This is a genomic window from Robinsoniella sp. KNHs210, from assembly GCF_000686105.1.
GTDB classification, from domain to species: domain Bacteria; phylum Bacillota; class Clostridia; order Lachnospirales; family Lachnospiraceae; genus Robinsoniella; species Robinsoniella peoriensis.
Genome location: NZ_JMLZ01000002.1, coordinates 5,103,926 through 5,129,767, shown reverse-complemented (window position 1 = coordinate 5,129,767; position 25,842 = coordinate 5,103,926). Strand labels below are relative to the sequence as shown.

Annotated in this window: 17 protein-coding genes; 8 read left to right on the top strand and 9 right to left on the bottom strand. The window is 42.5% G+C overall.

The features are described 5' to 3' along the window. Nucleotides 1-23 precede the first annotated feature (23 nt). The gene (gene dapF / locus CD03_RS0128940) at nucleotides 24-896 is read right to left on the bottom strand and encodes a diaminopimelate epimerase (protein WP_027296595.1); all 873 of its coding nucleotides are present in this window, start codon (nucleotides 894-896) and stop codon (nucleotides 24-26) included. A 247-nt stretch (nucleotides 897-1,143) separates the two neighbouring features. Here dapF and CD03_RS0128935 point away from each other — a divergent pair, with 247 nt between their 5' ends. The 6 genes from CD03_RS0128935 to CD03_RS0128910 all read left to right on the top strand — a co-directional run bounded on the left by CD03_RS0128935 (nucleotide 1,144) and on the right by CD03_RS0128910 (nucleotide 8,838). Then, nucleotides 1,144-1,989: an AraC family transcriptional regulator gene (locus tag CD03_RS0128935; RefSeq protein ID WP_027296594.1), complete on the top strand. Its 846-nt coding sequence runs from the start codon at nucleotides 1,144-1,146 to the stop codon at nucleotides 1,987-1,989. A gap of 111 nt (nucleotides 1,990-2,100) precedes the next feature. Beyond that, nucleotides 2,101-3,894: a cache domain-containing sensor histidine kinase gene (locus CD03_RS0128930; RefSeq protein ID WP_027296593.1), complete on the top strand. Its 1,794-nt coding sequence runs from the start codon at nucleotides 2,101-2,103 to the stop codon at nucleotides 3,892-3,894. Between the two features lie 96 nt (nucleotides 3,895-3,990). Further along, nucleotides 3,991-5,514 carry a response regulator transcription factor gene (locus tag CD03_RS0128925; protein ID WP_197041705.1) on the top strand — a complete coding sequence of 508 codons (1,524 nt, stop codon included), beginning with the start codon at nucleotides 3,991-3,993 and terminating at the stop codon, nucleotides 5,512-5,514. A 122-nt stretch (nucleotides 5,515-5,636) separates the two neighbouring features. After that, complete coding sequence (locus tag CD03_RS0128920) at nucleotides 5,637-6,971, top strand: ABC transporter substrate-binding protein (protein ID WP_027296591.1); 1,335 nt, start codon at nucleotides 5,637-5,639, stop codon at nucleotides 6,969-6,971. 108 nt (nucleotides 6,972-7,079) lie between these two features. Then, on the top strand, nucleotides 7,080-7,991 hold the full coding sequence (locus CD03_RS0128915) for a carbohydrate ABC transporter permease (RefSeq protein ID WP_044289741.1): 912 nt from the start codon (nucleotides 7,080-7,082) through the stop codon (nucleotides 7,989-7,991). Further along, on the top strand, nucleotides 7,981-8,838 hold the full coding sequence (locus CD03_RS0128910) for a carbohydrate ABC transporter permease (protein ID WP_027296589.1): 858 nt from the start codon (nucleotides 7,981-7,983) through the stop codon (nucleotides 8,836-8,838). Before CD03_RS0128915 ends, CD03_RS0128910 begins: the two co-directional genes overlap by 11 nt. 213 nt (nucleotides 8,839-9,051) lie before the next feature. Here the strand turns inward: CD03_RS0128910 and CD03_RS0128905 are convergent, their stop codons facing one another. Together CD03_RS0128905 and ispG are read right to left on the bottom strand one after the other, a co-directional pair. Beyond that, nucleotides 9,052-13,653 (bottom strand): PolC-type DNA polymerase III, encoded by a 4,602-nt coding sequence (locus CD03_RS0128905; protein WP_027296588.1) that lies wholly within the window; start codon nucleotides 13,651-13,653, stop codon nucleotides 9,052-9,054. Nucleotide 13,654: 1 nt separating this feature from the next. Continuing rightward, the gene (gene ispG, locus CD03_RS0128900) at nucleotides 13,655-14,710 is read right to left on the bottom strand and encodes a flavodoxin-dependent (E)-4-hydroxy-3-methylbut-2-enyl-diphosphate synthase (protein WP_027296587.1); all 1,056 of its coding nucleotides are present in this window, start codon (nucleotides 14,708-14,710) and stop codon (nucleotides 13,655-13,657) included. A 208-nt stretch (nucleotides 14,711-14,918) separates the two neighbouring features. Between ispG and CD03_RS39080 the strand changes: the two genes are divergently transcribed. Beyond that, on the top strand, nucleotides 14,919-15,041 hold the full coding sequence (locus CD03_RS39080) for a hypothetical protein (RefSeq protein WP_255348121.1): 123 nt from the start codon (nucleotides 14,919-14,921) through the stop codon (nucleotides 15,039-15,041). A 754-nt stretch (nucleotides 15,042-15,795) separates the two neighbouring features. On the opposite strand, the gene gnpA is transcribed toward CD03_RS39080, so the two are convergent. The 6 genes from gnpA to CD03_RS0128860 all read right to left on the bottom strand — a co-directional run bounded on the left by gnpA (nucleotide 15,796) and on the right by CD03_RS0128860 (nucleotide 24,576). Next, on the bottom strand, nucleotides 15,796-17,952 hold the full coding sequence (gene gnpA, locus CD03_RS0128885) for a 1,3-beta-galactosyl-N-acetylhexosamine phosphorylase (protein ID WP_027296585.1): 2,157 nt from the start codon (nucleotides 17,950-17,952) through the stop codon (nucleotides 15,796-15,798). Nucleotides 17,953-17,968: 16 nt separating this feature from the next. Beyond that, the gene (locus CD03_RS36610) at nucleotides 17,969-19,807 is read right to left on the bottom strand and encodes a rhamnogalacturonan acetylesterase (RefSeq protein ID WP_052378033.1); all 1,839 of its coding nucleotides are present in this window, start codon (nucleotides 19,805-19,807) and stop codon (nucleotides 17,969-17,971) included. Beyond that, nucleotides 19,776-20,825 (bottom strand): glycoside hydrolase family 88/105 protein, encoded by a 1,050-nt coding sequence (locus CD03_RS0128875; RefSeq protein ID WP_027296584.1) that lies wholly within the window; start codon nucleotides 20,823-20,825, stop codon nucleotides 19,776-19,778. Before CD03_RS0128875 ends, CD03_RS36610 begins: the two co-directional genes overlap by 32 nt. Nucleotides 20,826-20,901: 76 nt before the next feature. Next, a complete protein-coding gene (locus tag CD03_RS0128870; RefSeq protein WP_027296583.1) occupies nucleotides 20,902-22,620 on the bottom strand; it encodes an ABC transporter substrate-binding protein in 1,719 nt (572 codons plus the stop codon). Between the two features lie 61 nt (nucleotides 22,621-22,681). Then, nucleotides 22,682-23,599, bottom strand: coding sequence for a carbohydrate ABC transporter permease (locus CD03_RS0128865; RefSeq protein WP_044289740.1), 918 nt, complete (start codon nucleotides 23,597-23,599; stop codon nucleotides 22,682-22,684). Between the two features lie 14 nt (nucleotides 23,600-23,613). Further along, nucleotides 23,614-24,576 carry an ABC transporter permease gene (locus CD03_RS0128860; RefSeq protein ID WP_027296581.1) on the bottom strand — a complete coding sequence of 321 codons (963 nt, stop codon included), beginning with the start codon at nucleotides 24,574-24,576 and terminating at the stop codon, nucleotides 23,614-23,616. A 329-nt stretch (nucleotides 24,577-24,905) separates the two neighbouring features. Here CD03_RS0128860 and CD03_RS0128855 point away from each other — a divergent pair, with 329 nt between their 5' ends. Continuing rightward, entirely contained in the window at nucleotides 24,906-25,832 is a 927-nt protein-coding gene (locus CD03_RS0128855; RefSeq protein ID WP_027296580.1) for a helix-turn-helix domain-containing protein, read from the top strand. The last annotated feature ends 10 nt before the right edge of the window (nucleotides 25,833-25,842 follow it).

Below are 25,842 nucleotides of genomic sequence, written 5' to 3'. Positions count from 1 at the left end.
TTCCAAAACCTACAACTGAAAATTTATTTTGGTTCCGGATTCCCGTTTCTCAGTTTCTCGCTAAATGTGTGCCCTAAAGTAACTTTGCCAACGTGGCATACATCCCCTGTCATCATAACTCTGCCATCTTCACAGATTTCTATTTCCAGGGTCCCTCCGGGCATATGCACATAACACTTAGGATCAGTCAAACCCATTTTAAATGCCGCTCCCGCTGCCGCACAGCAGCTGCTTCCGGACGCCAGTGTATAACCGGCTCCTCTTTCATAAATCTCGATCGCAATATTGGTCCGATCCATCACTTTCATAATCTGTGTATTTATCCTGTTGGGGAAATATGGCGCCGCTTCGCTGAAACGCCCGATATGGCAGACCAATTCTTTTGAAATCTCTTCCATAAGAATAATACAATGGGGATTCCCGATGGATACGCAGGTTACCAGATAAGGTGTATCCCGGAATGTCATTTCCTCATTGACAACCTCCCGGCGCTCTCCTGCCACTGGTATTTCGTCACTCCAGAACGACAGTGTTCCCATAGAAATTTTAAGACGGCTCCCTTCTTCATTTAAATAGTAAGCCTCAATCTCCCCGCCAATGGTTTTAAAAATCACATGGTTCTTCTGGATATATCCTGCATCCTTTAAGTATTTAGCAAAAATGCGTACACCGTTTCCGCTTTTTTCTGCTTCGCTTCCATCCGGATTAAAAATACGTACCTGAATACTTTTACCGTCAAAAACAGGCCCCATCAATATTCCATCCGATCCTATGCCGAAGTTGCGGTGACAAATCAGTTTTATGTTCTCTTCATTCAGACATAATTCGTTTTTGTTGGGGTCGAAAACCAGATAATCATTACCAAGCCCATGATATTTTTCTAATATAACATTCATTTCTGATACCTCCATTTAAAATTATAATAACTGAAAATTTATCTACTAAATCCATATGCACTCCCAGATTTCCACAGTACCAGAGCGTGTTTGAAAATTGTGCCTCATCTTACTCTCATTATATCCAGCAGGATTTTAAATTAATATAGAGATAATGCTTCCTATATTGCAAAAAATGCTATATAATGTACACCATAAGATAATACAGACCGATACAGTCATCAGAGGATGACAGACGGGAGATTCTATGTCGGATTATGAAAAAAGAGGTTATCTGGATAGCGAATTCCGCCTGTTCCATTTGACAGATAAGAAGGAGCAGGACTTCCAATTCCATTACCATGACTTTGATAAAATTATTATTTTTATTAACGGAAATGTGGATTATATAATAGAGGGTAAATCCTACCACCTGAAACCTTATGATATTATACTAGTTAACCATAGCGAAATTCACAAACCCAATATTGACCATCAGGTTCCTTATGAGCGTATCATTGTTTATCTGTCTCCAGGTTTTATACATTCTTACAAAACAGATGCTTACGATTTAAGCGAATGTTTTCACCGTTCCAGAAAAAGCCACTCCAATGTTTTGCGCATACATTCCCTGGAAAAAAGTATCCTCTTCCATGCCATCATGAATCTGGAAAATGCTTTTTCAGACAGCGGATATGCAAATGAACTTTACCGGCAGGTACTATTTCTGGAATTTATGATTCATTTAAACAGAGCCGTCTGCGAAAATCATCTGGATTACCTTATAACAAATACCTGCAATGAAAAAATTATTGATATTCTGGATTATATTAACGCCCATCTCTCCGAAATTCTAAGCATAGATGCACTGGCAAACCGTTTTTATATCAGCAAATACCATATGATGCGTTTATTTAAGGAACACACCGGTTATTCTGTGGGCAGTTACATTAACCACAAACGCCTTTTATGTGCCAAAGAAATGCTGACTCTCGGCTATCCGGTTACGCAGATATGCTATGACTGCGGCTTCAAAGACTACTCCACTTTTTCCAGAGCTTTTCGAAAACTGTTTGGGTGTTCTCCTTCTGCATTAAAAGAATCTAAGCATTAAAAGAATCTAAGCCTTAATATATCTAATTCTACTGGCAGTCTGAAAACAAATCGTGTATAATATGAAAAAGCCTTTCTTACAGTAAACGTTCAGATATAAGGGGGAAACCATATGCTCAAAGCTTCTTTGTTCAGGATCAAAAATGTTTCCATAAAAAAAATGTTCCTGATATGCCTTCTTACTTTTATCATATGCCCCCTTGTTTTAATTGCATTGCTGATGAACCAAGAGATGTCTCAGATCATCAGCAGCCAAACACATGAAAACCGTTTGGAGATCCTAAAGCAATCTCAAAAAAACATCAGTGGTGTATTAAGCGAAATTGACCGAATCTCTGTTTCTCTTCTTAGCAATGATTCATTGCAGGAATATTGCGGTACCTATTTAAATGCAGAAAACCCCAGAGAGAATTCTGCTGAATTTTCTTTACGGCAGCAGCAATTAAAAGATCATATCATTCGTTTTACCAACGAACTTGCAGTCTCAAAATCTTATATCCATTCTATATCAGTAACAAGCGATAGTGAAATCATCATACAATACGGAGGTTTTGTTGACCCCCAGGATACCCGTTATTTTGAAAATGCCATTGCCCAAAAGGGCAGAGGCTATTGGACACCGGTTTATCAGATCGATTATGGCTATGAAAGTAAGTTTAATGTTCCTGTTGTTTCCTACATACGATGCGTAAACGATTTAAATGCATTCCGTACTCTCGCGATAGAAAAAATCACAATGAAAGAGCAGACACTCCGCTCCATTTATGCGGTCAAAAATGAAAACCATTATGAAGATGATTTACTTTTTATCATAAATGATACCGGCGAAATAATTTCAGCTGATGATAAAGAATTGCTGAATACAAAAATTTCGGATTATACCCAAATGGAAGATAACATGGAGGCGGATAACGGATATTTTAAAATCAGCAGTACAACCGGCAGTAAGTCCATCTTCTATTCCAACATCGAAAATACCCCGTGGAAGCTTATTCAGGTGATTTCCCGCAAAACCATGGACCTGCCAAAGGTTATGATAAACCAGATCATTATCATTTCTATTTTATTATGTATTTTATTCAGTATCCTTTTTACTTTTATCCAAAACAAATATGTCATAAAGCCCATTGTCCGCTTATCGAAAGAAATGAAAAAAATAGAGGGCGGTGATTTTGAGGTATCGCTTCCCATTTTATCAGAAAACGAAACCGGAATGCTTACTGTACAATTTCTAAATATGGCAAAAGAACTAAAATATCTGTTTGAAACTGTTTATCAGGCAGAAATAAAAGAAAGAGAAGCCGAACTGATGGCCCTTCAAATGCAGATTAACCCGCATTTTCTTTACAATACTCTGGATGCGATCTACTGGCTTGCCTACAAAAACAAAGATTATCAGGTTGGCATGCAGATTGAGGCACTTGCAAATATGTTCCGTCACACACTGAACAGCGGCAATGAACTCACTACCATTCAGGAGGAGCTGCTGCATCTGCAAAATTATATGCAGATACAGAAAATCCGGCTGGGCGAACGTATTACGCTGGAAATTCATACCAGACCTGAATTTGAATACTGTCAGACGCTGAAGTTAATACTCCAGCCTCTGGTTGAAAATGCCGTTATTCACGGACTGGAAGCGAAAAAAGAAGGCGGAGTCATAAAAGTTACTGTTGAACGCATTGGTGATAATATGAGGTATACCATCGTGGATAACGGCCTGGGCACCGATGAAAGTGCAATCAGAGATGCATTAAACTCCCCACAGGCCGATACTGTACAATGTCTGGCACTAAAGAATATACATGACAGGCTGAGAATCAAATATGGAGCAGGATACGGCCTGGAGTTCTATAGTACTGTCAGCCAGGGAACCCGGGTTGAGGTTCTCTTCCCTTATAAATAAAATACCTCTCATTTCTTATTAGCGAAAGGGCGGCAGACGCACCCCCATCCCTATTCGTTTATGTCCGCAGGCGTCAGCGGTGAAATGGAGATTTATATGAAATTATTAATAGTAGATGATGAAATTCAAATCAGAGAAGGAATGAAAGACGGGATCGACTGGGCGAAACTGGGTATCCAAAAGGTGGATGACGCAGATGGTTACAATGCCTGGCATCTGTTTCAAAAAGAAAGATACGAAATTGTACTGTTGGATATCCGTATGCCTGGGATGGACGGAATCGAACTCAGCAAACGGATTATGGATCTGCAGCCAGAAACCCGGATAATGATATTAAGTGGTTATTCAGATTTTAAATATGCTCAGTCTGCCATTCAGATAGGCGTTGTAAACTATGAGCTAAAACCGGTGAACGCAGATAAAGTTATTGATTTTGTACGTCAGTCCGTGCAGACATTCGAGCTGAATAATATAAGAAATCTGCAGCACCAGCAATATCAGAAACTTTCCAAAAACAACCTGATTAAAAAGTTACTGTCCGGCAGCGAAAGTCCGGAGGATGCGTTAAAGTTTAAAGAATATTTCGGATTTTCTTTATCTGACCCGGTCTGTTGCATACTGGCTGAAACAGACGGAGACTTTCAGGGTGCCCCGGAGTACCGCCCGGATACCATTGCTTCTTCTGTTTTTAAGGAATGCAGATGTGCCGTATATCAGGGTACAGAGAATGATACCCTGGTCATATACCGGATTGATCTGTCTCCCAAGGGTCTCCGGGAATACACAGAAATCTGGAAAAACCGGATAGCTTCTAAGATACCTGGTAATCTTTTTATCACCGTAAGCCATGCCGGATGTGCAGAAAAACTGTCTGATCTCTATCTGCAGTGTAAAAGTTTACAGTCATGCAGACTGTACCATGCAGCTCTTTCTGTACTTTATTATGATGATATGGAAATAATCCCTGATGTAATGCAGTTTTCCTTTCAAGCTAAAAAAGAATTCTATCACAGCATAGAAGAAAAAAATTATTTTAGTATAGAAAGAATACTTAATCACGCATTTGGCGAAATGCAGGAAAAAAAATGCTATAGCGTACAGGCCGTTCTACAGTTTTGTAGAGAAGCCATCGAAACAGTAAAGCTTGCCATTCCGGATAGTCCGGCAGAATTCAACGGCGCTTTGTTTAGAAAGCTTCCCCAAAAACTGGAGTTCTACAAAGAGCACCTGCTGAAATACTGCAAATGCATGATCGATCATATCACTGCCTCCCCGGAAAATTCCTACCACACTGCAGTACTGCAGGTGATCGATTACTTAAAATGTAATTATGAACAGCCTGTTACGGTTGAGCAGATGGCAAAACTGGCAAATAAAACACCAAATTATTTTTCCGCTCTTTTTAAAAATACAACCGGACAGCCCTTTCATAAATATCTAACCAGCCTGCGGATTGACATGGCAAAAAAATTAATTTGTGAAAGCAGTCTGAAAGTGTATGAAATCAGTGCAAAAGTAGGATTTCAGGATTATAAATATTTTGCCAAAGTTTTCTATGAGCTGGAAGGATGTTCGATTTCCGAATACCGGCGCAGAAAGACACAACCCGCCAAAAACTAAACAATCATTATATTTTAGGATAAAATCATTGTATTTTTGGATATATTAACTATATTTTTCTTGCTACACTTTATTCATAACTAAATAATCACCACAAAGATAAATGAATGGAGGAATTTATTGTGAGAAAAACCAAAAACTTACTTATCTGTATGCTGGGAATTCTTTTGGCTATGACAATGGCTGCTGGCTGTCAGAAGCAGTCGTCGGGCGGTTCGTCAAAGGAAACCAAGGACTCAAAATCCGCTTCTAAAGATACTGCAAAATCCACTGCATCTGCTGAAACTAACAAAGCTTCTGACCAAAAAATAACAAAAATATCTTTTTATGGGAATCGTACCGGCGAGCCATCCTGGGAACAGATGATTAACGAAACCATAAAACTGCATCCTGAACTGGATGTACAGGTTATTGACATTGACTGGGCTAATATTGACAAAATCCTAAAGACCGGAATCGCAGCAGGAACTCCTCCGGATGTGACACATTACTGGCCTATGCTGATTAAGCCTTATGTGGACGCCGGTCAGGCTTTGGATTTAACTCCTTATCTGGAAGCAAATAATAATGAATGGAAGAATACATTTCCTGCCGAACTCTTAGAACTGGGTAATTTCAATGGAAAATATTATGCCGTTCCTTATCAATCTACCTTTCCGACCATGTATGTAAATGCAGATATCTTTAAAGAATGCGGGATCGAAATTCCAAAAGAATGGAACTGGAAGGAATTTATAGACGTATGCCAGACACTGAAAGACAAAAAAGATATCGCACCTTTTACCGTTGCCAGGGATGTGAACTCCTGGCTGAACCGTTTAGGCGCTGCAGGACTGGCACAGGATGACGGTAAACTGGCTGAATTTACAAACGGAGATCTTGACTTTACCCAGAATTATCTGCCAGAAACAATGAAAAATATAAAAGAATTGTATGACAAAAAACTCTGGTATCCGGGAGAAGGCGCATTAAATGTAACCCGGGACGAATCAAAAACGGCTTTTGTACAGGGAAAAGCGGCAATTATTGCTGAAACAAATCTGATCTATCCAGACCTGATGGGTTCCGTTGATTTTGAGGTTGTTCCAGTATTATGGCCGACTATGGGTAAAAACACGGTGATCGTTGGAGGTACAGACGGCTTTATGATTCCTTCTAACGCTGCTCACCCGGAAGAAGCAATTTCTTTTATCAAAACCTTCTTAAGTCCGGAGATACAGAAGATACGAGCCCAAAGCAGTTATCCGGTGGCAATCAATGGTGTGGAAGTTACAGATCCTGTTGTTACGGAACTGATGAAACAGACAAAATATTTAGTAACATCAGATTACTTGAACATATCTGCAAAAGTGCAGGAATATGGCAATGCCCAGCTAAATGCAAATTATATTTTAAGCAGCGGCGACAAAGCTCTTGAAGACCTGGAAAAACTAAGGCTGCAGTCGAAAGAAGAGTAACCCAGGAGATTTGAAACCGCACAGCGATATTAAAAATATAAGAATAATGAAAGGTACTGCCGGATGGCAAGTTACCCGCAGTCCTTTCATTAAAAAGGGGCGATTCGGATGGGCACACACAAAATAAAACAAAAAAGCAAATTAGAAAGTAAGTTAAAGTTTCTTGGAGCGCTGATGGTACTTCCCTGCCTGTTTTTTATATTGGTTGACCAATACATTCCAATTGGATGGAACATCATACTTTCACTGCAGGAATGGGACGGTTTTAAAAAACTGAAATGGGTATATTTTAAAAATTACATAAATTTTTTTCAAGACAGCGACTCCTTAAAAGCATTATATCATTCTGTTCTGCTGGGCTTTATATCAACTGTTTTCGCAATCCTGTTGGGGTTGATTGTTGCATTTATGATTTATAAACTGCGAAAGTCTGAAGGCTCATTTTTAAGGCTGGTGTTCTTCACCCCTATCATGCTGCCCACGGCTATTGTAGGGCTGCTGTTTACCTTTGTTTTTAATAGCGACATGGGTATCCTGAATCAGCTGTTAAGAGCAGTTGGCGCCGGCAGTATGGCAACAGCATGGCTGGAGAACAAGGGAACTGCCATGGTCTGCATTGCCATTGTAAGCGGATGGAAGCTCTTTGGCGTGACCATGATGCTGGGATACACGGCTATTCAGAATATCCCAAGTTCATTAATCGAATCCAGTTATCTGGACGGTGCAGGTTATTTAAAACAAATCCGCTATATCATACTTCCTCTGATCAAGCCTACAATCCAGTTAGCAGCTATCTTTTCTCTGACTACGGCATTTCGTACTTATGATCTTGTCTGGGCAATGACAATGGGGGGACCCGGAAACCTGACCACTACCGTTCCCATAGAAATGATCAAACGGTCCTTTGTATACAATGAATTTGGCTACTCTGCTGCCACCGGCTGCATCCTTACCGTTGTAGTACTGATCTTCATCTTTATTACCAATAAACTTCTGGGGGGTGAAAGTTATGAATACTAATGCCGGACAGTATAAATTCAAACATCCGGACCGGAAGATTAAATGGATATGCAGAATATTTACCTACCTGCTGGTCATGATATCGGTATATCCCGTTATCTTCGTAGTCATTACATCCTTCAAATCAGATGAAGAATTTTATAAAAATATCTGGGGCTTTGCCGCTAACCCACAATTTTCAAATTATTGGACAGCATGGACAGCCGGACATATTGGAGGCGGTCTGCTGACCAGTGCCATAGTAACCGTAATTTCACTGCTGATTATTTTAGTCGCAGGGACACTAGGCGGATACGCACTGGCAAGACTTAAGGTTCCATTTGGGAAAATCATTTTATTACTTTTAATTATCACCTTTATGCTGCCTTCCGAAGCGGTTATCATGCCATTATATCTAATGCTGTCGAAACTGAAATTAAACAGTTATGTGATGCTGATACTCCCCTACATCGGCTGGAACATTCCCATGACCATAACCATCATGCGAAATTTCTTTTTAAGTATGCCGCAGGAATTAATTGAAGCATCCCGTATAGACGGCTGCTCAGAATTGAAATCCCTGCTCCAAATCAGTATTCCGTTAATGAAGCCGGCTATATCGGTATCCGCAATTTTTGCATTTGTTGGAATCTGGGGTGACTTATTCTGGGCTCAGATTGCGCTTTCTACTACTTCCTCCCTGAAAACCCTGACCATGAGTGCACTTAGTTTTCAGGGACAGTATAATACCTCCTGGGGACCTATGAGTGCAGCGATCTGCATAACAATTATACCGCTGATCGTATTCTTCCTTTTCGTACAGAAGTATTTTGTTCAGGGAATAACAGGCGGCGCAGTAAAAGGGTAAGTAAGGAGGCATTATCTCCCAAAAACAGGGAGCCGGCCATCTGCATCTGGACGGAGTCCATCCATCACCGGCAGGACATGAACTCATTTCCCCACAATGGATGAAATATGCTAAGATAAATAACAATATAAATAACAAATAATAAAAAACTTCATGAACCGCCGGCGGGGAGCCGCCATATGGTTCATGAAGTTTTTTCAAATGTATCGAATATTAAAAATCAAACAATGACAACTGGTTGGACTCCGGCAGTTCTCCCATCAGTCCCAGATCATCCATTAGATCAATAACCGTCTTACTGACCTTCGTACGCTGTCTGAAATCATCCTTGGACAGGAACGGACCGTTTTTGGCAGCTTCTACTACCGCATCCGCCGCTTTATCCCCCAGACCTTCTATGGTACTCAGGGAGGGCATCAGTTTGCCGTCTATGATCTGAAAACGGTGCGCCTGTGCCCGGTAAAGATCAACCGGCATAAATTGAAATCCTCTTGCATACATTTCCTGCACATTTTTCATGTCTTTATACGTATCCTGTTCCTTTTTGGACAGTGTGTCGTATTTCTTTTTGTACTCGGACATGTAATGCTCCAGTTTCTCCCTTCCCTGGCACATCAGCTCATAACTGAATGCTGATGCACGGATACTGAAATACGCCGCATAATATGCCAGCGGATAAAACACCTTACAGTAAGCAATTCGATATGCCATCATGACATATGCCGCCGCATGGGCTTTCGGGAACATGTATTTGATCTTCTTACAGGACCAGATATACCAGTCCGGAACATCATGCTTAATCATTTCCTCTTCCATTTCGGGCTTTAGTCCTTTTCCTTTACGCACACTCTCCATGATTGTAAAAGACAGCTCACTTTCCAGTCCCATATTGATCAGATAAGTCATGATATCATCACGGGTACAGATTGCTGTTGAAATCGTTGCTTTCCCTTCCTGGATCAATGCCTGGGCATTCCCCAGCCACACGTCGGTACCATGAGACAGACCGGAAATACGTACCAGGTCAGAGAAGGTCTTCGGCTTCGTATCACAGAGCATCTGGATAACAAAGTCCGTTCCAAACTCGGGAATTCCAAGGGCACCAAGCGGACACCCGCCGATATCTTCCGGTGAAATGCCAAGGGCTCTGGTGCTGCTGAACAGGGACATTACCTCCTGGTCATCCAGCGGAATCTCCTTGGCATCCAGCCCGGTGAGATCTTCCAGCATTCGTATCATGGTGGGATCGTCGTGTCCCAGTATATCCAGTTTCAATAGGTTATGGTCAATGGAATGATAGTCAAAATGGGTAGTAATGATATCTGTTGTCTGGTCATTTGCGGGATGCTGCACCGGGGTAAATGAATAGATCTCTTCACCAAGAGGCAGTACAATGATACCTCCCGGATGCTGTCCCGTGGTTCTCCGAACGCCTACGCATCCCTGCACGATACGTCCGATTTCACAGTTTCTCTTCCTCTGCCCCCGTTCCTCGTAGTAGTTCTTCACATAGCCGAAGGCTGTTTTCTCCGCAAGGGTACCAATTGTTCCGGCTCGAAAAGTCTGTCCTTTTCCAAATATAACCTCCGTGTAACGATGGGCATTTCCCTGATAGTCACCGGAGAAATTAAGGTCAATATCCGGTTCCTTATTACCTTTGAATCCAAGGAATGTCTCAAAAGGAATATCAAATCCTTCTTTCTTTAACATTGCCCCGCATTTCGGGCATACCATATCAGGCATATCACATCCGGCACCACCCACATAAGGCTTCACTGCATCCGAGTCAAAATCGCTGTAATGGCATTCTTCGCAATAGTAATGGGGTCTTAACGGATTTACTTCTGTAATACCCGCCATGGTGGCAACAAAGGATGATCCAACTGACCCCCTTGAACCTACCAGATATCCGTCTTCATTGGATTTCCATACCAGTTTCTGGGCAATGATATACATAACGGCAAATCCATTACTGATAATGGATTTCAGCTCTCTCTCTAACCGCTCGGATACGACTTCCGGCAAGTCTTCCCCATAGATTTCATGTGCTCTGTTATAGCAGATCTCACGCAGGGTTGAATCCGAATCCTCAATAACCGGCGGACATTTATCCGGTCTTACCGGTGCAATCTTTTCACACATATCTGCGATTTTATTTGTATTTGTTATAACTACTTCTTCCGCCTTTTCACTTCCCAGATAAGCGAATTCTTCCAGCATCTCTTCCGTGGTGCGCAGATACAGCGGTGCCTGGTCATCCGCATCTTTGAATCCTTTTCCCGCCATAATGATTCTGCGGTAAACTTCGTCTGCCGGATCCAGAAAGTGTACGTCACAGGTAGCTACTACCAGTTTGTGAAACTGTTCACCTAATTTCACTATACGGCGGTTAATTTCCATTAATTCTTCCTGGGTACTGATATCTACCTTATCACTGTGGATCATAAACTGATTGTTCCCAAGTGGCTGAATCTCCAGATAATCGTAAAATTCCACCAGCCTTGCAATATCTTTCCGGGACTTATTGTTTAAAACCGCCTGATACAGTTCTCCTGCTTCACATGCCGATCCGATCAGCAGCCCTTCCCGGTGCTCGATAAAAGCACTCTTAGGTATTCTGGGCCGGCGGCTGTAATAATCCAGATGGGAATAAGAAATCAGCTTGTACAGATTTACCCTGCCCGTATTATTCGTAGCCAGTATAATCGCATGGTAAGTATTTAGTTTTTTTACCTGGGCCGGCGTTGTCTTGCCAATGGAATTAACTCCGTTTAAGTCATTCAGCCCGCGCTCTCTTAACATTTCCACAAATTTCACAAAAATCTCAGCCGTACAACCTGCATCATCTACCGCTCTGTGATGGTTTTCCAGCGATATATGAAGTGCTTTCGCCACCGTATCCAGTTTGTAACGGTTTAACTGTGGAAGCAGTATTCTCGCAAGGGCTACTGTGTCCACGCTGGTAAATTCTTTCTCAATGCCAAGCCTTCTGCAGTTCTCTTCTATGAAACTCATATCAAAAGAAGCATTGTGGGCAACCATTACCGCATCCTGGACAAATTCCAGAAACTCCGGCAGTATTTCTTCGATCGTCCTTGCAGGAAGCACCATGTTATCATTAATTCCAGTCAGTTCTTCAATCCTAAATGGAATGGGAACCTGAGGATTGACAAATGCAGAAAACCGATCCCTGATGACTCCATCTACAACTTTAACTGCACCTATTTCTATAATCCGGTTGCTCACAGGGCTGAAACCGGTTGTCTCCAGGTCAAAAACCACATAGGTACCATCCAGGCTCTGGCCTTTAGAGTTTACCACCAGTTCCTGCAAATCATCCACCAGATACGCTTCTACTCCATAGATTACTTTAAAGGGGCAGGGTACCCGCTTTAATTCATCTTTGGTAATATCCGGATGGTCTTTCTGATACTGTGCCTTAAATTCACGGTCGATATCTTCAATGACATGATTGGCATCCGGAAAAGCCTGTACATCACCATGGTCTGTAATGGCTATGGCTTTATGTCCCCATTTATAAGCACGTTTTACAATATCTTTTGCTTCAGAAACACCATCCATATCACTCATTTTTGTGTGGCAGTGGAGTTCCACCCTTTTTTCCGGATAGGTATCCATCCGGCTGGTACGGAAATCCGAAATTTTCTTAATTCCCACAATCGATCCGATCGTTAACTGGCTGTCAAAACGGTCTATGGTGGTAACACCTTTCATTTTTACAAATGCACCCTTTTTTACACCTGCTAAAATTTCCGGCACCTGGTCATTGCGTGCAAACATTTTTACTACAATGGTATCCGTATAATCTGTTACTTCTAAAATCAGGATTGTTTTTTCATTACGGATTTCTCTTGTTTCCAGATTCTGAATCTGCCCCCGGATAACAACCTCTCCCATCTCTTCGATAATCTGATCGATGGTAATCGCCTCTTCCTCAAAGTCCCTTCCGTAAATAACATCCGGATTATCCGACTTCTTATAGCCACCCCGGTAACTGTCACCGCCCTTGCTAAATCCGCCTTTTTTAAACTCTCCCGGTTTCTTTGCTCCGCCATTCCCCTGGTTTGCCGAAGTTTTCTCCTGGTTATTTTTCACTTGCCCGTTCTCTTTTTGAGGAGCCTTGGATACAGCATTTGCCTGTTCCGTCTGATCCGGCCCTGCTTCTCCTGCACCTCCCTGGATTTCCTCTTCATCCCCATTCTCCGGCTGCTTTACTGCCACATTTTTCATAATGGCTTCTACTTCCTGCCGGATACGGATTTCACTGTTCTTCCTGGCTTTACTTTCCACAGGGTCTTTCATCTCTGTCTGAATCTTCAGAGACATGCCGCAGCGTTCACAGAATATCTTTTCCAGGACTCTTACCAGTTCCTCTGATTTTCCTTCCGCCACTACAGAGTTTTCCATCGTGAGCTTCATAGTATCTTCCGCCGGAAACTCACAGGATGCCTGCCGGAACAGATTGTATTCAAAAATGCTGTAGTCTTTTAATTCCAGCAGTATGCTGTCCTTATATATAGGCAGCAGCTTCTCCGGTGTATACTGCTGGGACAGATTAAACCGTTCTATAATTTTGATGGTGATGGGCATCGCTAAAAAGAGCTGGCTTTTTATTGCCTGCTCCACTTCGTTAATATATTTTTTATGAATTAATTTTTCACTCTTTAGATAAACCCGCATAAAATCCTTTGCCGAAGTGACAGATACCTTAGGTACTGTCACCTGGGCAAAAAGGCTTTGTATATTTTCACTTATTTCTAAAGATGGAAATACATCAAAAAACAGCTTTTCCACACTATTCACTCCAGTTTACCAATTCTTCTCTCAATGCATGAAGCAGCTGATCTTCCGGAATCTTCCGAATAATTTCACCTTTTTTGATCAGCAGTCCCTCGCCTTTTCCGCCTGCAATTCCGATATCCGCTTCTTTTGCCTCACCCGGTCCGTTTACCACACATCCCATTACTGCAACTTTTATATTCAGCGGAATATCTTCTACCATATTCTCTACTTTATTGGCAAGACCGATCAGATCGATCTGGGTTCTGCCACAGGTAGGACAGGAAACTACTTCGATCCCTCCCTTTTTCAATCCCAGGGTCCTTAAAATCAGTTTCGCAGATTTAATTTCTTCCAATGGATCACCGGTCAAAGATACTCTTATCGTATCGCCGATTCCCTGTGACAAAATAATGCCAAGACCTACTGCGGATTTAATATTTCCGGAAAGCACCGTACCGGATTCCGTAATTCCCACATGAAGAGGATAATTCGTTTCTTTTGCAATAAGCTCATGGGCTTTTGCGCACATCATTACATCAGACGATTTGATACTGATTACCAGGTTGTCGTAACCCAGTTCCTCAATGATACGGACTTTGTCCAGGGCACTCTCTACAATTCCTTCCGCCGTAACACCATGGTATTTTTCGACCAGTTCCTTTTCTAAAGACCCGCTGTTTACCCCTACACGGATGGGAATTCCAAGTTCCTTTGCCTTCTCTACTACGGCGCGGATGCGGTCACCGCCTCCGATATTCCCCGGATTAATCCGAATCTTATCTGCTCCATATTCCATTGCCGCAATGGCGAGCTTGTAATCAAAATGTATGTCTGCCACCAGAGGGATGGTAATTTCTTTTTTTATCTCCGCAAGAGCTTCTGCGGCTTCCATTGTTGGTACGGCACAGCGGATAATATCACACCCTGCTGCGGTTAATTTTTGAATCTGTGCCACGGTAGCTTTCACATCTTCCGTTTTTGTATTTGTCATAGACTGAATTAAAATAGGATTCCCGCCGCCAATAACCCGGTTCCCTATCTGTATTACTTTTGTATGTTCTCTGTGCATCATATCCTCCTATGCCGCATTTTAAACGGCTATGTTATATACACTGTTAAGGTCATTGATGTTAATTATAACTGATATGAAAAGACATGACAAGATGTAAAAGATAGGGTGAGGTAAATCAGTGTAACAGAAAAGTGTCCTAGAGCTACAGCGAACAGATTCTTGAATTTGGGTTTTGCTGATTAAGACGCTTTGTAAATGATAGGTAGTGTACAGAAAGATGGGAGTGGGAAACTGGCATGGGCTCCGTCAGCTGGCCGCAGAACTGGTATTTTCTAACCTTTCCGAAGCGCCTTTTGGCGGCACGCGGGCATTCACCGAGAAATCCTGATGCATTTCTCGGTTCAGTACCCGCTTAGTATCCGATGGGAGCCAGTCGAATACTATCCGCCAAAAAACACTCCGGAAAGGTAAGTAAATACTCAGCTCAGCTCTGCTCTACGCTTCCTCCGCCCATACCAGTTTCCCACTCCCATCTTTCCGAGATTCAGTTTACTGCCACAAAGCTGGTTTTCTCAGCCTGGTGGAGACCCTTGGGCTGTGGCGAGCTGTTCTTTATTGGATGCTGCGCAGTATGGTTCGGCTGTTTGCGTAAAAGAAGATGAAAGTTTGCTCCTTTTTCTGGTTACAGAATTAAAAACAAATTCCGTTCTCAAGATCAGTTGCTTTACGCCAATCGCGTCCGGCATGCCACAACCCCAGGGTTCCATCATGCTGAGAAAACCAGCTTTGTATCAACGAATGCTATCTCGGAAAGAGAAGGGGGCGGACCATGGCAGGCGTTTGGAAGGCGTATAGCAGATCTGAGCATTTACTTACCTTGCCGGAGTGTTTTTTGGCGGATAGTATTCGACTGGCTCCCATCGGATACTAAGCGGGCACTGAGCTGCGAAATGCATCAGGATTTCGGAGCGAATGCCCGCGTGCCGCCAAAAAGCGCTTCGGGAAGGTTAGAAAATGCCAGTTCTGCGGTAAGCCTTCCAACCGCCTGCCATGGTCCGCCCCCTTCTCTTTCCGCGCACTACCTATATCTACAAAGCGTCCCTTACTCACCTCCCCCCCAATTCAATATGAAACTGTTCACTCTAAAGCAGCACTTCCCTGGTCTCATACCCCTCCAGCTGCGCATTCACTACCCCAAACTCCGTGCTGATACTGGTAATCTGACTCTTCTCACTGTTATTGATGATTACCAGTACCTTGCTCTCCGGGTAATACGCACATTCTGTATACGGATTGGCAGTGACATAATCCGGAATCAATTCCTGGTTTGTTCCATAAAGCAGAAGATTTAAGAACAGTCTCGTATTTTCCAGGCTGTAACGGAAGGATGACAGATAGATACCTTTTCCCTTGCCAAAATCACGTATGGTCAGCGCAGGTACTTTATTTTCTTCAGCCAGCACCCTGTTCTTGCCGTCGGTTAAATAAATCTGACTCTCGCCGGGGATATTAAAGCCAGCAGGAAGAAGACCTTCTATCTTTTCTATGTGATACTCCCACTTTCCATGGCATACTCTTGCCCCCTTATCTTTATCCACTCCTAAGATTTCGGACATGCGGAAAAATGTATCGAAACCCTCCACTGCCGACGGTTCCCGGATTCCAATCAGGGTTCCGCCATGATAAACCCATTTTGTGATCTGTTCAACTACTCTTGCGTCTTTCCAGGCATCGCCGCCGCTCCATGCGCTCCCGGCTTTTCCGGCATTGATCAGAACCTGTACGTCGTCTAACGCTCCGTTTTTAATATCTTCAAAATCCAGGAAGGTTACTTCTACCGGCAAACCCGACAGTGCTTCAATCACATGTATGAGATCGTGTTGTTCTGTCTCATGGAAATGCCCGGAAAGTGTCCAGGACCGAAGCCTGCCCCAGCTATGAAGAACTGCCACTGTGCATTTTAAATGATATACCGGTCCTTCTTCATGTAGTTTTCGGATTCTGCGAAACTCTTTTGTTATCTGCTCTACATAGTCACAAAATTCCGGATAGCCTTCTGTTAAATGCAGATATCCGCCCAAACCGATTCTTTCAATTGGTACGCGAAGGAGGGCGCGCCGTATTTGATTCCAGTATTTTTTCGCTTCCAGGGCGGGATCCCCATCTCCGCTAAAAGTCGGAGCTCCCCCAAGCCCTACCGGAAACAGATATGGATGCAGCCGCAGTTCGTGAGTGACTGACTTTACCCCTGCACATAATCTGGCTTCATATCCAGAGAATACACACTTAATCAATCCGTCAAATCCAAATTCATGAAATCTTTTCCCATAGGGCTCCAGGCCAACCCAGCTGTCATCATAAAAAACATATGCCTGTTTGCCATGGCGGTGTACGATATCTACCAGTTCTTTTCCAAAATGAATAACAAAATCATTGATGAAATTCATGTAATCCAGTTTTCTTGCATTTGGCGGCATATGGGTCACCTGATATGCACCTTTGTTCACAAAATCCTCTGCGCACAGTTGATAGCCGTACTTAGATGCAAATTGCTGCAATGCAAGAGGACTGACTGTAAAATCATAAGACCCCCAGTCTGTGAACAGCGAACGGTTTCTCTCACTGCTGCCCCAGATCCATGCAAAATTATAAAACAAAGAGGTAAACCGCACAACGGTAGTATCCGGATGAGCGGCACACCAGTCTTCCATCCATTGCAGCAGGTACTCCCTGGTTTCCACATACCGGGGATCTACAGGCATTAAATGTTCCTTATTCCAGCCATTGGTAACATGATTATACATGGATATTTCTTCCCAAATGCGGTATGCCAGAAAACTAACCGTATATTTATGATAGGGAACCGCATTTTGAATGGTGAGATTCCCGGCTTCTTTCTCATAGGTCCACAGCCTTCTGGAGACTTCCATGTTGGAGGTACGGTCAAAGACCTGCCAAAACTGCATCGATTCCGGACTGTCATTCACCGAAAACTGTCCCTGGGAAAAATCACTCATGAGATGAAAGGTTACAAACGGTTCCACTGCCGTCTTGGGATTTGTGACTAAAAAGGACTGCTGCAGCTTATCCATATGATTTTTTGCCCACTCATTATGGTCACGAATGATACAAATAGTAGAATAGATTCCATAACCGGCATTTAAAATCGTATCCGACAAGGCGGTTCCGTCACTGTCCCTGATCACATCAGCCCCCCATTTCTTTGCCAGCTTCAATGTCAATTCTTCATACCCGGATTCTCCCGGTAAGGTGAAGCCCCCTGTTAATTCTGCTGTCATTATATGTCCTCCTATTCTAATTTCCATGATGATGCAATGACACGTAAAGCCTTTTACATATATCTGCAGCATTTTTTCTGGATATAAGATTATTAAAATCTGCTTCTTCTGCCGCAATTCCAATTTCACAGGCTGCCTGTATCTCTTCTTCTGCCCAGGATGCCACATTGATCCGGTACTTTTTCTGCACAACCGGCAGGTACTTCCTGCATTTATAACCGGTCATTGCGATGCACAGGAATTCCTGCAAGGTGATCTCTTTTGCGGGAAAAATTTTCTTCTCCTTCACCATAGGGTTTGGAATCATTCCATTTTGGGCAGCACATTCCACTGTTCCCGCATACCACTCATGCCCCACTACATCCTCAAACATATCGTTATATACATTAATGGGAAAGAAATTCATTGTCTGAATGACCATATCCATTGCTTCAGCTCTTGTAAGCCACTCTTCCGGTCTTTTCAGATCCCGAAACATAATGGGACATGCGGTGGGATTATCCATTCCATCCATATTTGAGGGTGGAGCCGACAGATTGGTTTTTCTTGATATCTTCCACTCATCTGTATATTCCGGGATGGAATCATGAGCGCTTTGCTGCCCCGGAAGACAAAGCTGTTCCGCTAATTCTGCTGCCACAAAACCAGCCATTTTATATGCCCCGTAATCATTGCTGTGGGTGAAATCACCGGGGAAATAATAAAATTTCGCTCCTTCCAGTCCCTGTCGGATTACAAACTCTTTACTTTTACCGTGTAAATCCAGAACCGGAACATTCAGCGTTTTTCCAATCTCTTTACAGACACACGCATAGGGAAGCAGCATATCATTATAAGTACCATCCGCACCTCTCCAGGAATTTCTTGCCAATGGAGTTACCAAAATGGGATATGCTTCTTTTTCTCTGATCTCTTCGATATACGTAATCAGATTTTCCCGGTAGCCTTCCTCTGCCCTGAGGTGGTTCAGTTTCTGATCATTATGTCCAAACTGGAACAGGCAGTAATCCCCTTTTTGAATGTGATCTAAAATAATCTGATAATGGCCTTCGCTGCGAAAACTTTCTGTTGTCAGTCCGGAATGGGCATGATTGGAAACTGCTGCTTTACCATCTATAAAAGCCGGAAGCATCTGCCCCCATCCACAATAACTGGTACCCGGCGCATAGGGATACTCCGCACTCTGGTCCGTTACAGTAGAATCCCCTGCTATATAAATAACCGGACTTTGTACCGGATATATAGCGACATTTGTCAGTCTTGGCTCTTTTCCTATAATGGTAATAGCTGCACTGTAATCCTGATAAGCCGCCACCTGGCCTCTTGGAATAATATCACTGATATTTAATAGAAATTCTGTTTCCAATACTTCACCCGCCGACAGTCTTCCCCGATAAAAAAGCTTTCTTCTTCCGAGAAAAATAAGCAGTTCCTCTTCTTCCACTGCCGCTGTAAGTTTCAGCCGTACTTTGTAATTTCCGCTTAGGGGAACATCTGCTTTAAAGGAAAGCGGAATCCTTCTGCTGCCATCTGCACAAAGTTCATTTACGATGCATAACGAATCTGCATAACAGCCGGACACATCCTGCGTAATCCGGGTTATATCCTTATCCCGATACCAGGAAAATGTGTCAAATCCAGTATTTAATTCTGGAATCTGCAGCAAAGGATCCTCCCGCCTGTTTGCTTCTGTCAGAAATCCCCATGTTTTCTCCTTCGTATAGAGATCTTCCGGAGTTACCTGCTGTGCTCCCGCCCCGGCTGCTCCCGGTGCAAAGGTAAACTCATTGCACAAACCGTCTTTCTTATTATGATGTCCCGTCTTATAATGCCCCGTCGCTTCGACAATTTTCATAGTCTAACACCCCCGTCAGAAATGCCAGTGCAAGCCCCTGTCCCCAGCCTTGTATCCAGTCTATGGATATATTGCAATAGCCGTCACGGTCTTTCATAACCGCAGTTCCTCCGGATACATTTAATACCCTTCCATCGGGACTGATATTATTTAATACGCCCTGCAGTGCTTTGTTAATATATTTCAGATGCAGTGGATTCCCCTTTTCCAGCATTGCCGATGCAATTCCGCAGGACGCTGAGATTTCTTCATAGGATTCTTCATCATCCAGTATCGTCCTCCACAGACCATTTTCGGTCTGCAAAAGCTTGATTGCTGCCAGCTGTTCATTCAATGAGCCCACAATATCCAGAAACTGCGGATACAGATAACATTCCGGCAGGTATTTTCCTACCTGGGACATGGTATATGCCGCCCATGCATTTGCTCTCCCCCAGTAAAAACCTGACATATGGTCTTTGGTAATATTGTTATATCCGTGATACCAGAGGCCTGTATCCATGTTCTGCAGATATTTAATATGCCAGTAATACTGGTTCAATGCATCTGCAATCGTCTCTTCTTCTTTTAATTTCACCCCTACCCGCAGCAGAAAAAATGCCGCCATAAACAGTGTATCTGCCCATGCCTGCTCCGGAAAATCATTATTTACAGAAACGGTATGCTGTAAAACCCGATCCGCAAACCGTCTGGCATCACTGCGCAGATATTCTGCTCCTCTCATCACCAGATCCCAGTATTTCTCTTCACCGGTTGCTTCATATAAAGTAATCAGGCAATGCCCCATTGCACAGGTATTGACCGTCCATTTAGGTACCCCAAGTTCTATGTATTCATCAATCCGTTCCTTTAATAAATCCAGATATTCTTCCTTTTTTGTGAATTCATATGCTTTGCTGATTCCATAATAAGCAACCCCGCACGGCCAGTCCCAGGGCATATCCATACGCATCGTACGTGCCACAATCTGATCAATTGCCTCTTCCACCTGTTTTTTATCATACACCAATCCTGCCATATCCATCCTTCTTTCTGCTTTAAAAGGCCGCTGCAGGCTTTTACCCTGCAACAGCCATCCATTTTTTCACGCTTTTTTATTTGTAAGACCCTTCATCTAACAGCTCCTGCTTCTCATCCAGAATTTCCTGATATCCTGCATCCAGATATTCTTCACAAGCAGCCTTATATTTCTCATCAAATTCTTCAGGACTTGAAGTAACCATATCTACATAAACTTCCTGCCACAGGGCGCTCAGATCGGATGCATACTCACTGGAGCTCTCTACCGGTTTTGTAAAAATCGTATTGATTAATCCATATTGTTCAATCTTCTTGGTGTAGTCATAAGACTGCTGGATCAGATCTTCATATCCTGCCGGTGCAAGAGTCTTCATATTTGCTTTTAAATTTTTCTGTTCATCGCCATAACTTGCAACTTCTGCAACCAGACACCAGTAATCTTTATTATTATTGTTAGAAAGTTTGGATTCTCCGTTATAATCAGCTGCCGGTACTGCGATACCATCTTCATCCAGCGTATAATTCTGTCCTTCCACACCATTTTGCAGGTAGAACAAATTATCATCCTGAATCATCCAGTCTAAGAACATCCAGATTGCCGCCCTCTGCTCTTCTGTGGTCTTGGAATTCATGCCCATAACCATTCCATAAGACGGATATTCATAATAATATGGTTTGCTGTCTTTAGGTGCAAAAGCTGCCGGATCTAAAACAGCTACTTTTGCATTTGGATCATTGGTTGTTAAACTGTTAATTACGTCTGTTGTATTGGTCATATAGAAGCCATAAGTTCCTGTTTTACCGGAAACAAAATCGCCAACCACGTCGGGCTCTTCTTTTTTCAGATAAAATTCTGCATCAATGAGCCCCGCATTATATTCTTTGTTCAAAGTTCTAAGATAATTTTCAGTTGGCTTCCAGGTTAGTGCAGGCACATTCAGATCGGAGTATAAGGCTAACTCTGTCTGATCAACCGTTTCCCCACGAAATGCATAATCATAAGTAAAGCTCTTATTTACAAGCCTGTCACCCAGGGTTCCAAGTCCTGCATCCTTCCATGCCTGAGCAACTGCCTCCAGTTCTTCACGGTTTGTGGGCATCTCCATCTTTACCTGATCCAGCCAGTCCTGTCGGATGAGGGTTACCCAGTTATAATAGATCGCGTCCCTGTCTGCGAAGAAAAATATATTTTCTCCATTCATTTCTCCGTAGTCCCGGATGGTGTCCCCTAATTTTTCGGAATAGGTGGGCGCATAATAAGCAATTTCGTCCAGATCCAGCGGCTGCATGGCACCTTCATTATAATAGCTGACTGCCTGAGGCATATCGTAGTGGAAAATAATATCCGGTGCGCTGCCAGCTGCTATCATCTGCATATAGTCCGTTACTTCCGTTGTCCGTCCGATTGCCACATATTGCACATCCACATTATATTTGTCCCCAAATTCAGACTGAATCCACTTAGTATAATAGTTATTCGTTGGATCCCAGCCCTCGAATCCCCTGTCATAAACCGGAATCTTAATCGTTACTTTCTCCGGAAATCCTTTGGAATAATCGGTATATTCACCTTTCGCAGCCTCTGAACCGGCATCTGATCCGTTTTCTGATCCTTTTGCCGAATCCTTTTCTGATTCTTTATTTGTATCTGCCTCATTGGAACCGGCTTCGGTCTTCTGATCTGTCTTTGCATCGGTAGCCGCTGTTTTTTCACCGCCGCATCCGGTGATGGTTCCTAATATCATAGTTCCTGCCAATGTTAGCGCTGCCGCTTTTTGCATTTTTCTTTTCATACTCATTCCTCCTGGTTTTTCTTAATTAAATGTTTATATAGTATCGAGTTTCCTCAATGACCTATCCTTTTACGGCTCCGATCATGGTTCCCTGTACGAAATACTTCTGTACGAAGGGATAAATGCAGATAATCGGAATGGTTGCAAACATAATGCAGGCTGCCTGTAATACTTCCGGATTGGTCATTAATCCCGTAGACCCGCCTTCTGATTTGAAGGATTCAGATGCAGATACAATAAGATAATATAATTTTAACTGCAATGGTCTTAAATCCGTTCTCTGTTTAATATAAAATAATGCATCCTGATAAGCATTCCATCTTCCCACTGCATAAAACAGCGCAATGGTTGCATTAATAGGTTTTGACAATGGTACAACAATGCTCCAAAGTATCCTGACATGCCCGGCACCATCCAGTACCGCCGATTCCACCAGGCTGTCCGGTATGGAGGACTGGAAGAAATTCTTCATAATCAAAAGATTATATGCCGAAAAGGACAGCGGCAAAATCATACACCACCAGGTATCCAGCATATGAAGATTATTCATAAGCAGATATTCCGGAATGGTACCTCCTGCAAAATACATGGTGAACATGCACAGGAAACTCATAACCTTTCTTCCCTTCAGTTCCTTTCTGGTCAATGCATACGCGGCGCAGATGGTCAAAAACATTCCGATGACGGTAAATGTGACCGTTACTACCACGGATACGAACAGTGAACGGATAATGGAAGAATCTGCAAACACCTTCGCATATGCATTTAGATTTATTCCTTTAGGAAGAAGAAATATTTTGTTTGCCGATACGTATGCTTCCGCGCTGATGGATTTAGCAAAAATATGTATAAAGGGTAACACACACGTTAATGAAGATATGGCTAAAATAATATAAAATATGGTATTCCAGGTTACATTCGAAACCCTCGTTTTAAGTCCTTCCCTTTTGCGGGGCAGGGCTGCTGCTGTCTGACTCATATAACTTTCCTCCTTTAAATTAATCCGTCTTCACCCAGCCGTTTTGCAATAAAATCTGCCCCGAGAACCAGCAGAAGTCCAATCACCGACTGGAATAAGCCAAGTGCCGTAGCTTCACTGAATTTATTATTCTCGATACCCCATCGGTAAACCAGTACCGGAATTGTAGTTGTGTATTCCGTTACTTTGGCATTGGACATTGCGAAAATACGTTCAAATGATCCTCCCATTACCTTACCCAGATTCATAATCAAAAGTGTTACGATGGTGCCCCGGATACAGGGCAGGGTAACGTGAAGGCATTGTTTAAACCGCCCCGCTCCATCTACTTTTGCTGCCTCATATAACTCCGGACTGACACTGGTAATCGATGCCAGGTAAATAATCGTTCCCCATCCCATGGACTGCCATACCCCGATCGCAATGTAAGTAATGAGCCACTGGGTGTCTTCCTGTAAGAAGGGAATTCTATGAGCACCCACATTTTCTAAAATCGTATTAATGACACCGCTGTTCAGGCTGAATAACTGGTATCCCACCGCTCCAATGATGATCCAGGATAAAAAATGCGGCAGATATAATAAAGTCTGTGTTACTTTTTTGAAATATTTATTTCGGATTTCATTTAAAATCAAAGCAAGTATGATCGGCATTGGAAAGCCAAAAATCAAATCCAGAATATTCAGATACAGCGTATTAAACACTGCTTTTCCAAAATCCCTTTTCGCAAAAATCTTCTGAAAAACTTCCATTCCAACCCATTCACTGCCGGAAAATCCTTTGGCAACTTTGTAATCTTTAAATGCGATAAACAGCCCAAAATAGGAACCAAATTTAAAGATTAGTATGAAAAGCATTGGTAATAACATTAACAAATATAACTGCCAGTCTTTCTTAAAATAGTACAGCATTCCGTTTTTCCTGCCGGGCACCACAAGTGCCGTTTTCTGATTCTTCTGCTTTGCCGCCACACTCATTTGACTCACTCTCCTATTCACAAATTTGTTCTTCTCTACATGGTTATAATTATACAAAAGAACAAAACCATCTTCTCAGCATACAAAAGCCAAATCTATGCATTTTCAACCATTTATTTAAAAATTATGTCTACTTTTGTCTAAACTTATTTAGAATAAATTTCTTTATCATTCTTTTTCCTATAACCAACTATAGATTTTCCATTTAAAATCTAACTTTTTTGTGCATTTATACATTTAAGAAGATTTTTCTTTTTAAATTATGGTTGAAATATTAACTGTTTATAATGTATAATAGTTTTAATTTATCAAGAATAGGAGTGTGCATAATGTCTAAGCAAGCAAAAACAATTATTGAATACCGCAATTATGAACTGCCGGAAAACTTTCCAATTCTGCTGCTGACGGGTGACCGCTGGCATATCTCAGACATCAAGTCAGGAAGGCTTCATTTCCATAATTGCCTGGAGATCGGGCTCTGCCACTCCGAAAGTGGATTTATGGAATTCGAAGATACGCCATTTTCTTTCCAGGCAGATGATGTTACCATTGTGGCATGCGATATTCCCCACACTACATACAGCTCCCCCGGAACTGCCAGCAGATGGTCCTATCTCTTTGTAGATGTGGAAGAATTCCTCCATCCCTTTTTTCCTATCGATGCCCTTCCCCATGCACAGATCTTAACTGACCTGATTCATAATTTCCGCAGAATCATGCACAAAGATGATTATCCCCATATTTTCTATCTCGTCAACAGCATGATTTCTGAAATGCAGGAGAAGAAAATGAATTACCAGGTCAGTGTCCGGGGATTATTTGTTGCTCTTATAACTGAATTAATGCGGCTGCGTTCGGATTCTGCTTCCAGTCAGGAATTTCAGGCACCGGAAAACATGCTGGTGATCGCCCCTGCACTGGACTACATTAAGACAAATTATATGAATTCCTTTTCCATTGACTATCTCGCAGACCTATGCCACCTAAGCCCTACACACTTTCGCCGGCTGTTTCATGCTATTATGGATACCAGCCCGCTTGAATTTATCAATACCACACGAATACTAAAAGCCAGTTCCATGCTGCGTACCACGGAATATTCGATACTGACCATTTCCGAGCGGGTAGGTTTCCACTCTATTTCCAGCTTTAACAGACATTTTTCCGCACTTTTAGGTATTTCTCCGAAAGAATGGCGCAAGAAGATGTCTGTTCTTAAAAATCAGTCGGTTCTGGAATATACGGGATGGATGTAAGATCCTGCAG

Excerpts from the sequence above, each read along its gene's own strand:
- CD03_RS36610 (WP_052378033.1), bottom strand. The coding sequence starts at position 19,807 with ATGAAAATTGTCGAAGCGACGGGGCATTATAAGACGGGACATCATAAT.
- gnpA (WP_027296585.1), bottom strand. The coding sequence starts at position 17,952 with ATGACAGCAGAATTAACAGGGGGCTTCACCTTACCGGGAGAATCCGGG.
- CD03_RS0128930 (WP_027296593.1), top strand. The coding sequence starts at position 2,101 with ATGCTCAAAGCTTCTTTGTTCAGGATCAAAAATGTTTCCATAAAAAAA.
- CD03_RS0128870 (WP_027296583.1), bottom strand. The coding sequence starts at position 22,620 with ATGAAAAGAAAAATGCAAAAAGCGGCAGCGCTAACATTGGCAGGAACT.
- CD03_RS0128935 (WP_027296594.1), top strand. The coding sequence starts at position 1,144 with ATGTCGGATTATGAAAAAAGAGGTTATCTGGATAGCGAATTCCGCCTG.
- ispG (WP_027296587.1), bottom strand. The coding sequence starts at position 14,710 with ATGCACAGAGAACATACAAAAGTAATACAGATAGGGAACCGGGTTATT.
- CD03_RS0128910 (WP_027296589.1), top strand. The coding sequence starts at position 7,981 with ATGAATACTAATGCCGGACAGTATAAATTCAAACATCCGGACCGGAAG.
- CD03_RS0128925 (WP_197041705.1), top strand. The coding sequence starts at position 3,991 with ATGAAATTATTAATAGTAGATGATGAAATTCAAATCAGAGAAGGAATG.
- CD03_RS0128865 (WP_044289740.1), bottom strand. The coding sequence starts at position 23,599 with ATGAGTCAGACAGCAGCAGCCCTGCCCCGCAAAAGGGAAGGACTTAAA.
- CD03_RS0128915 (WP_044289741.1), top strand. The coding sequence starts at position 7,080 with ATGGGCACACACAAAATAAAACAAAAAAGCAAATTAGAAAGTAAGTTA.
- CD03_RS0128855 (WP_027296580.1), top strand. The coding sequence starts at position 24,906 with ATGTCTAAGCAAGCAAAAACAATTATTGAATACCGCAATTATGAACTG.
- dapF (WP_027296595.1), bottom strand. The coding sequence starts at position 896 with ATGAATGTTATATTAGAAAAATATCATGGGCTTGGTAATGATTATCTG.
- CD03_RS0128860 (WP_027296581.1), bottom strand. The coding sequence starts at position 24,576 with ATGAGTGTGGCGGCAAAGCAGAAGAATCAGAAAACGGCACTTGTGGTG.
- CD03_RS0128875 (WP_027296584.1), bottom strand. The coding sequence starts at position 20,825 with ATGGCAGGATTGGTGTATGATAAAAAACAGGTGGAAGAGGCAATTGAT.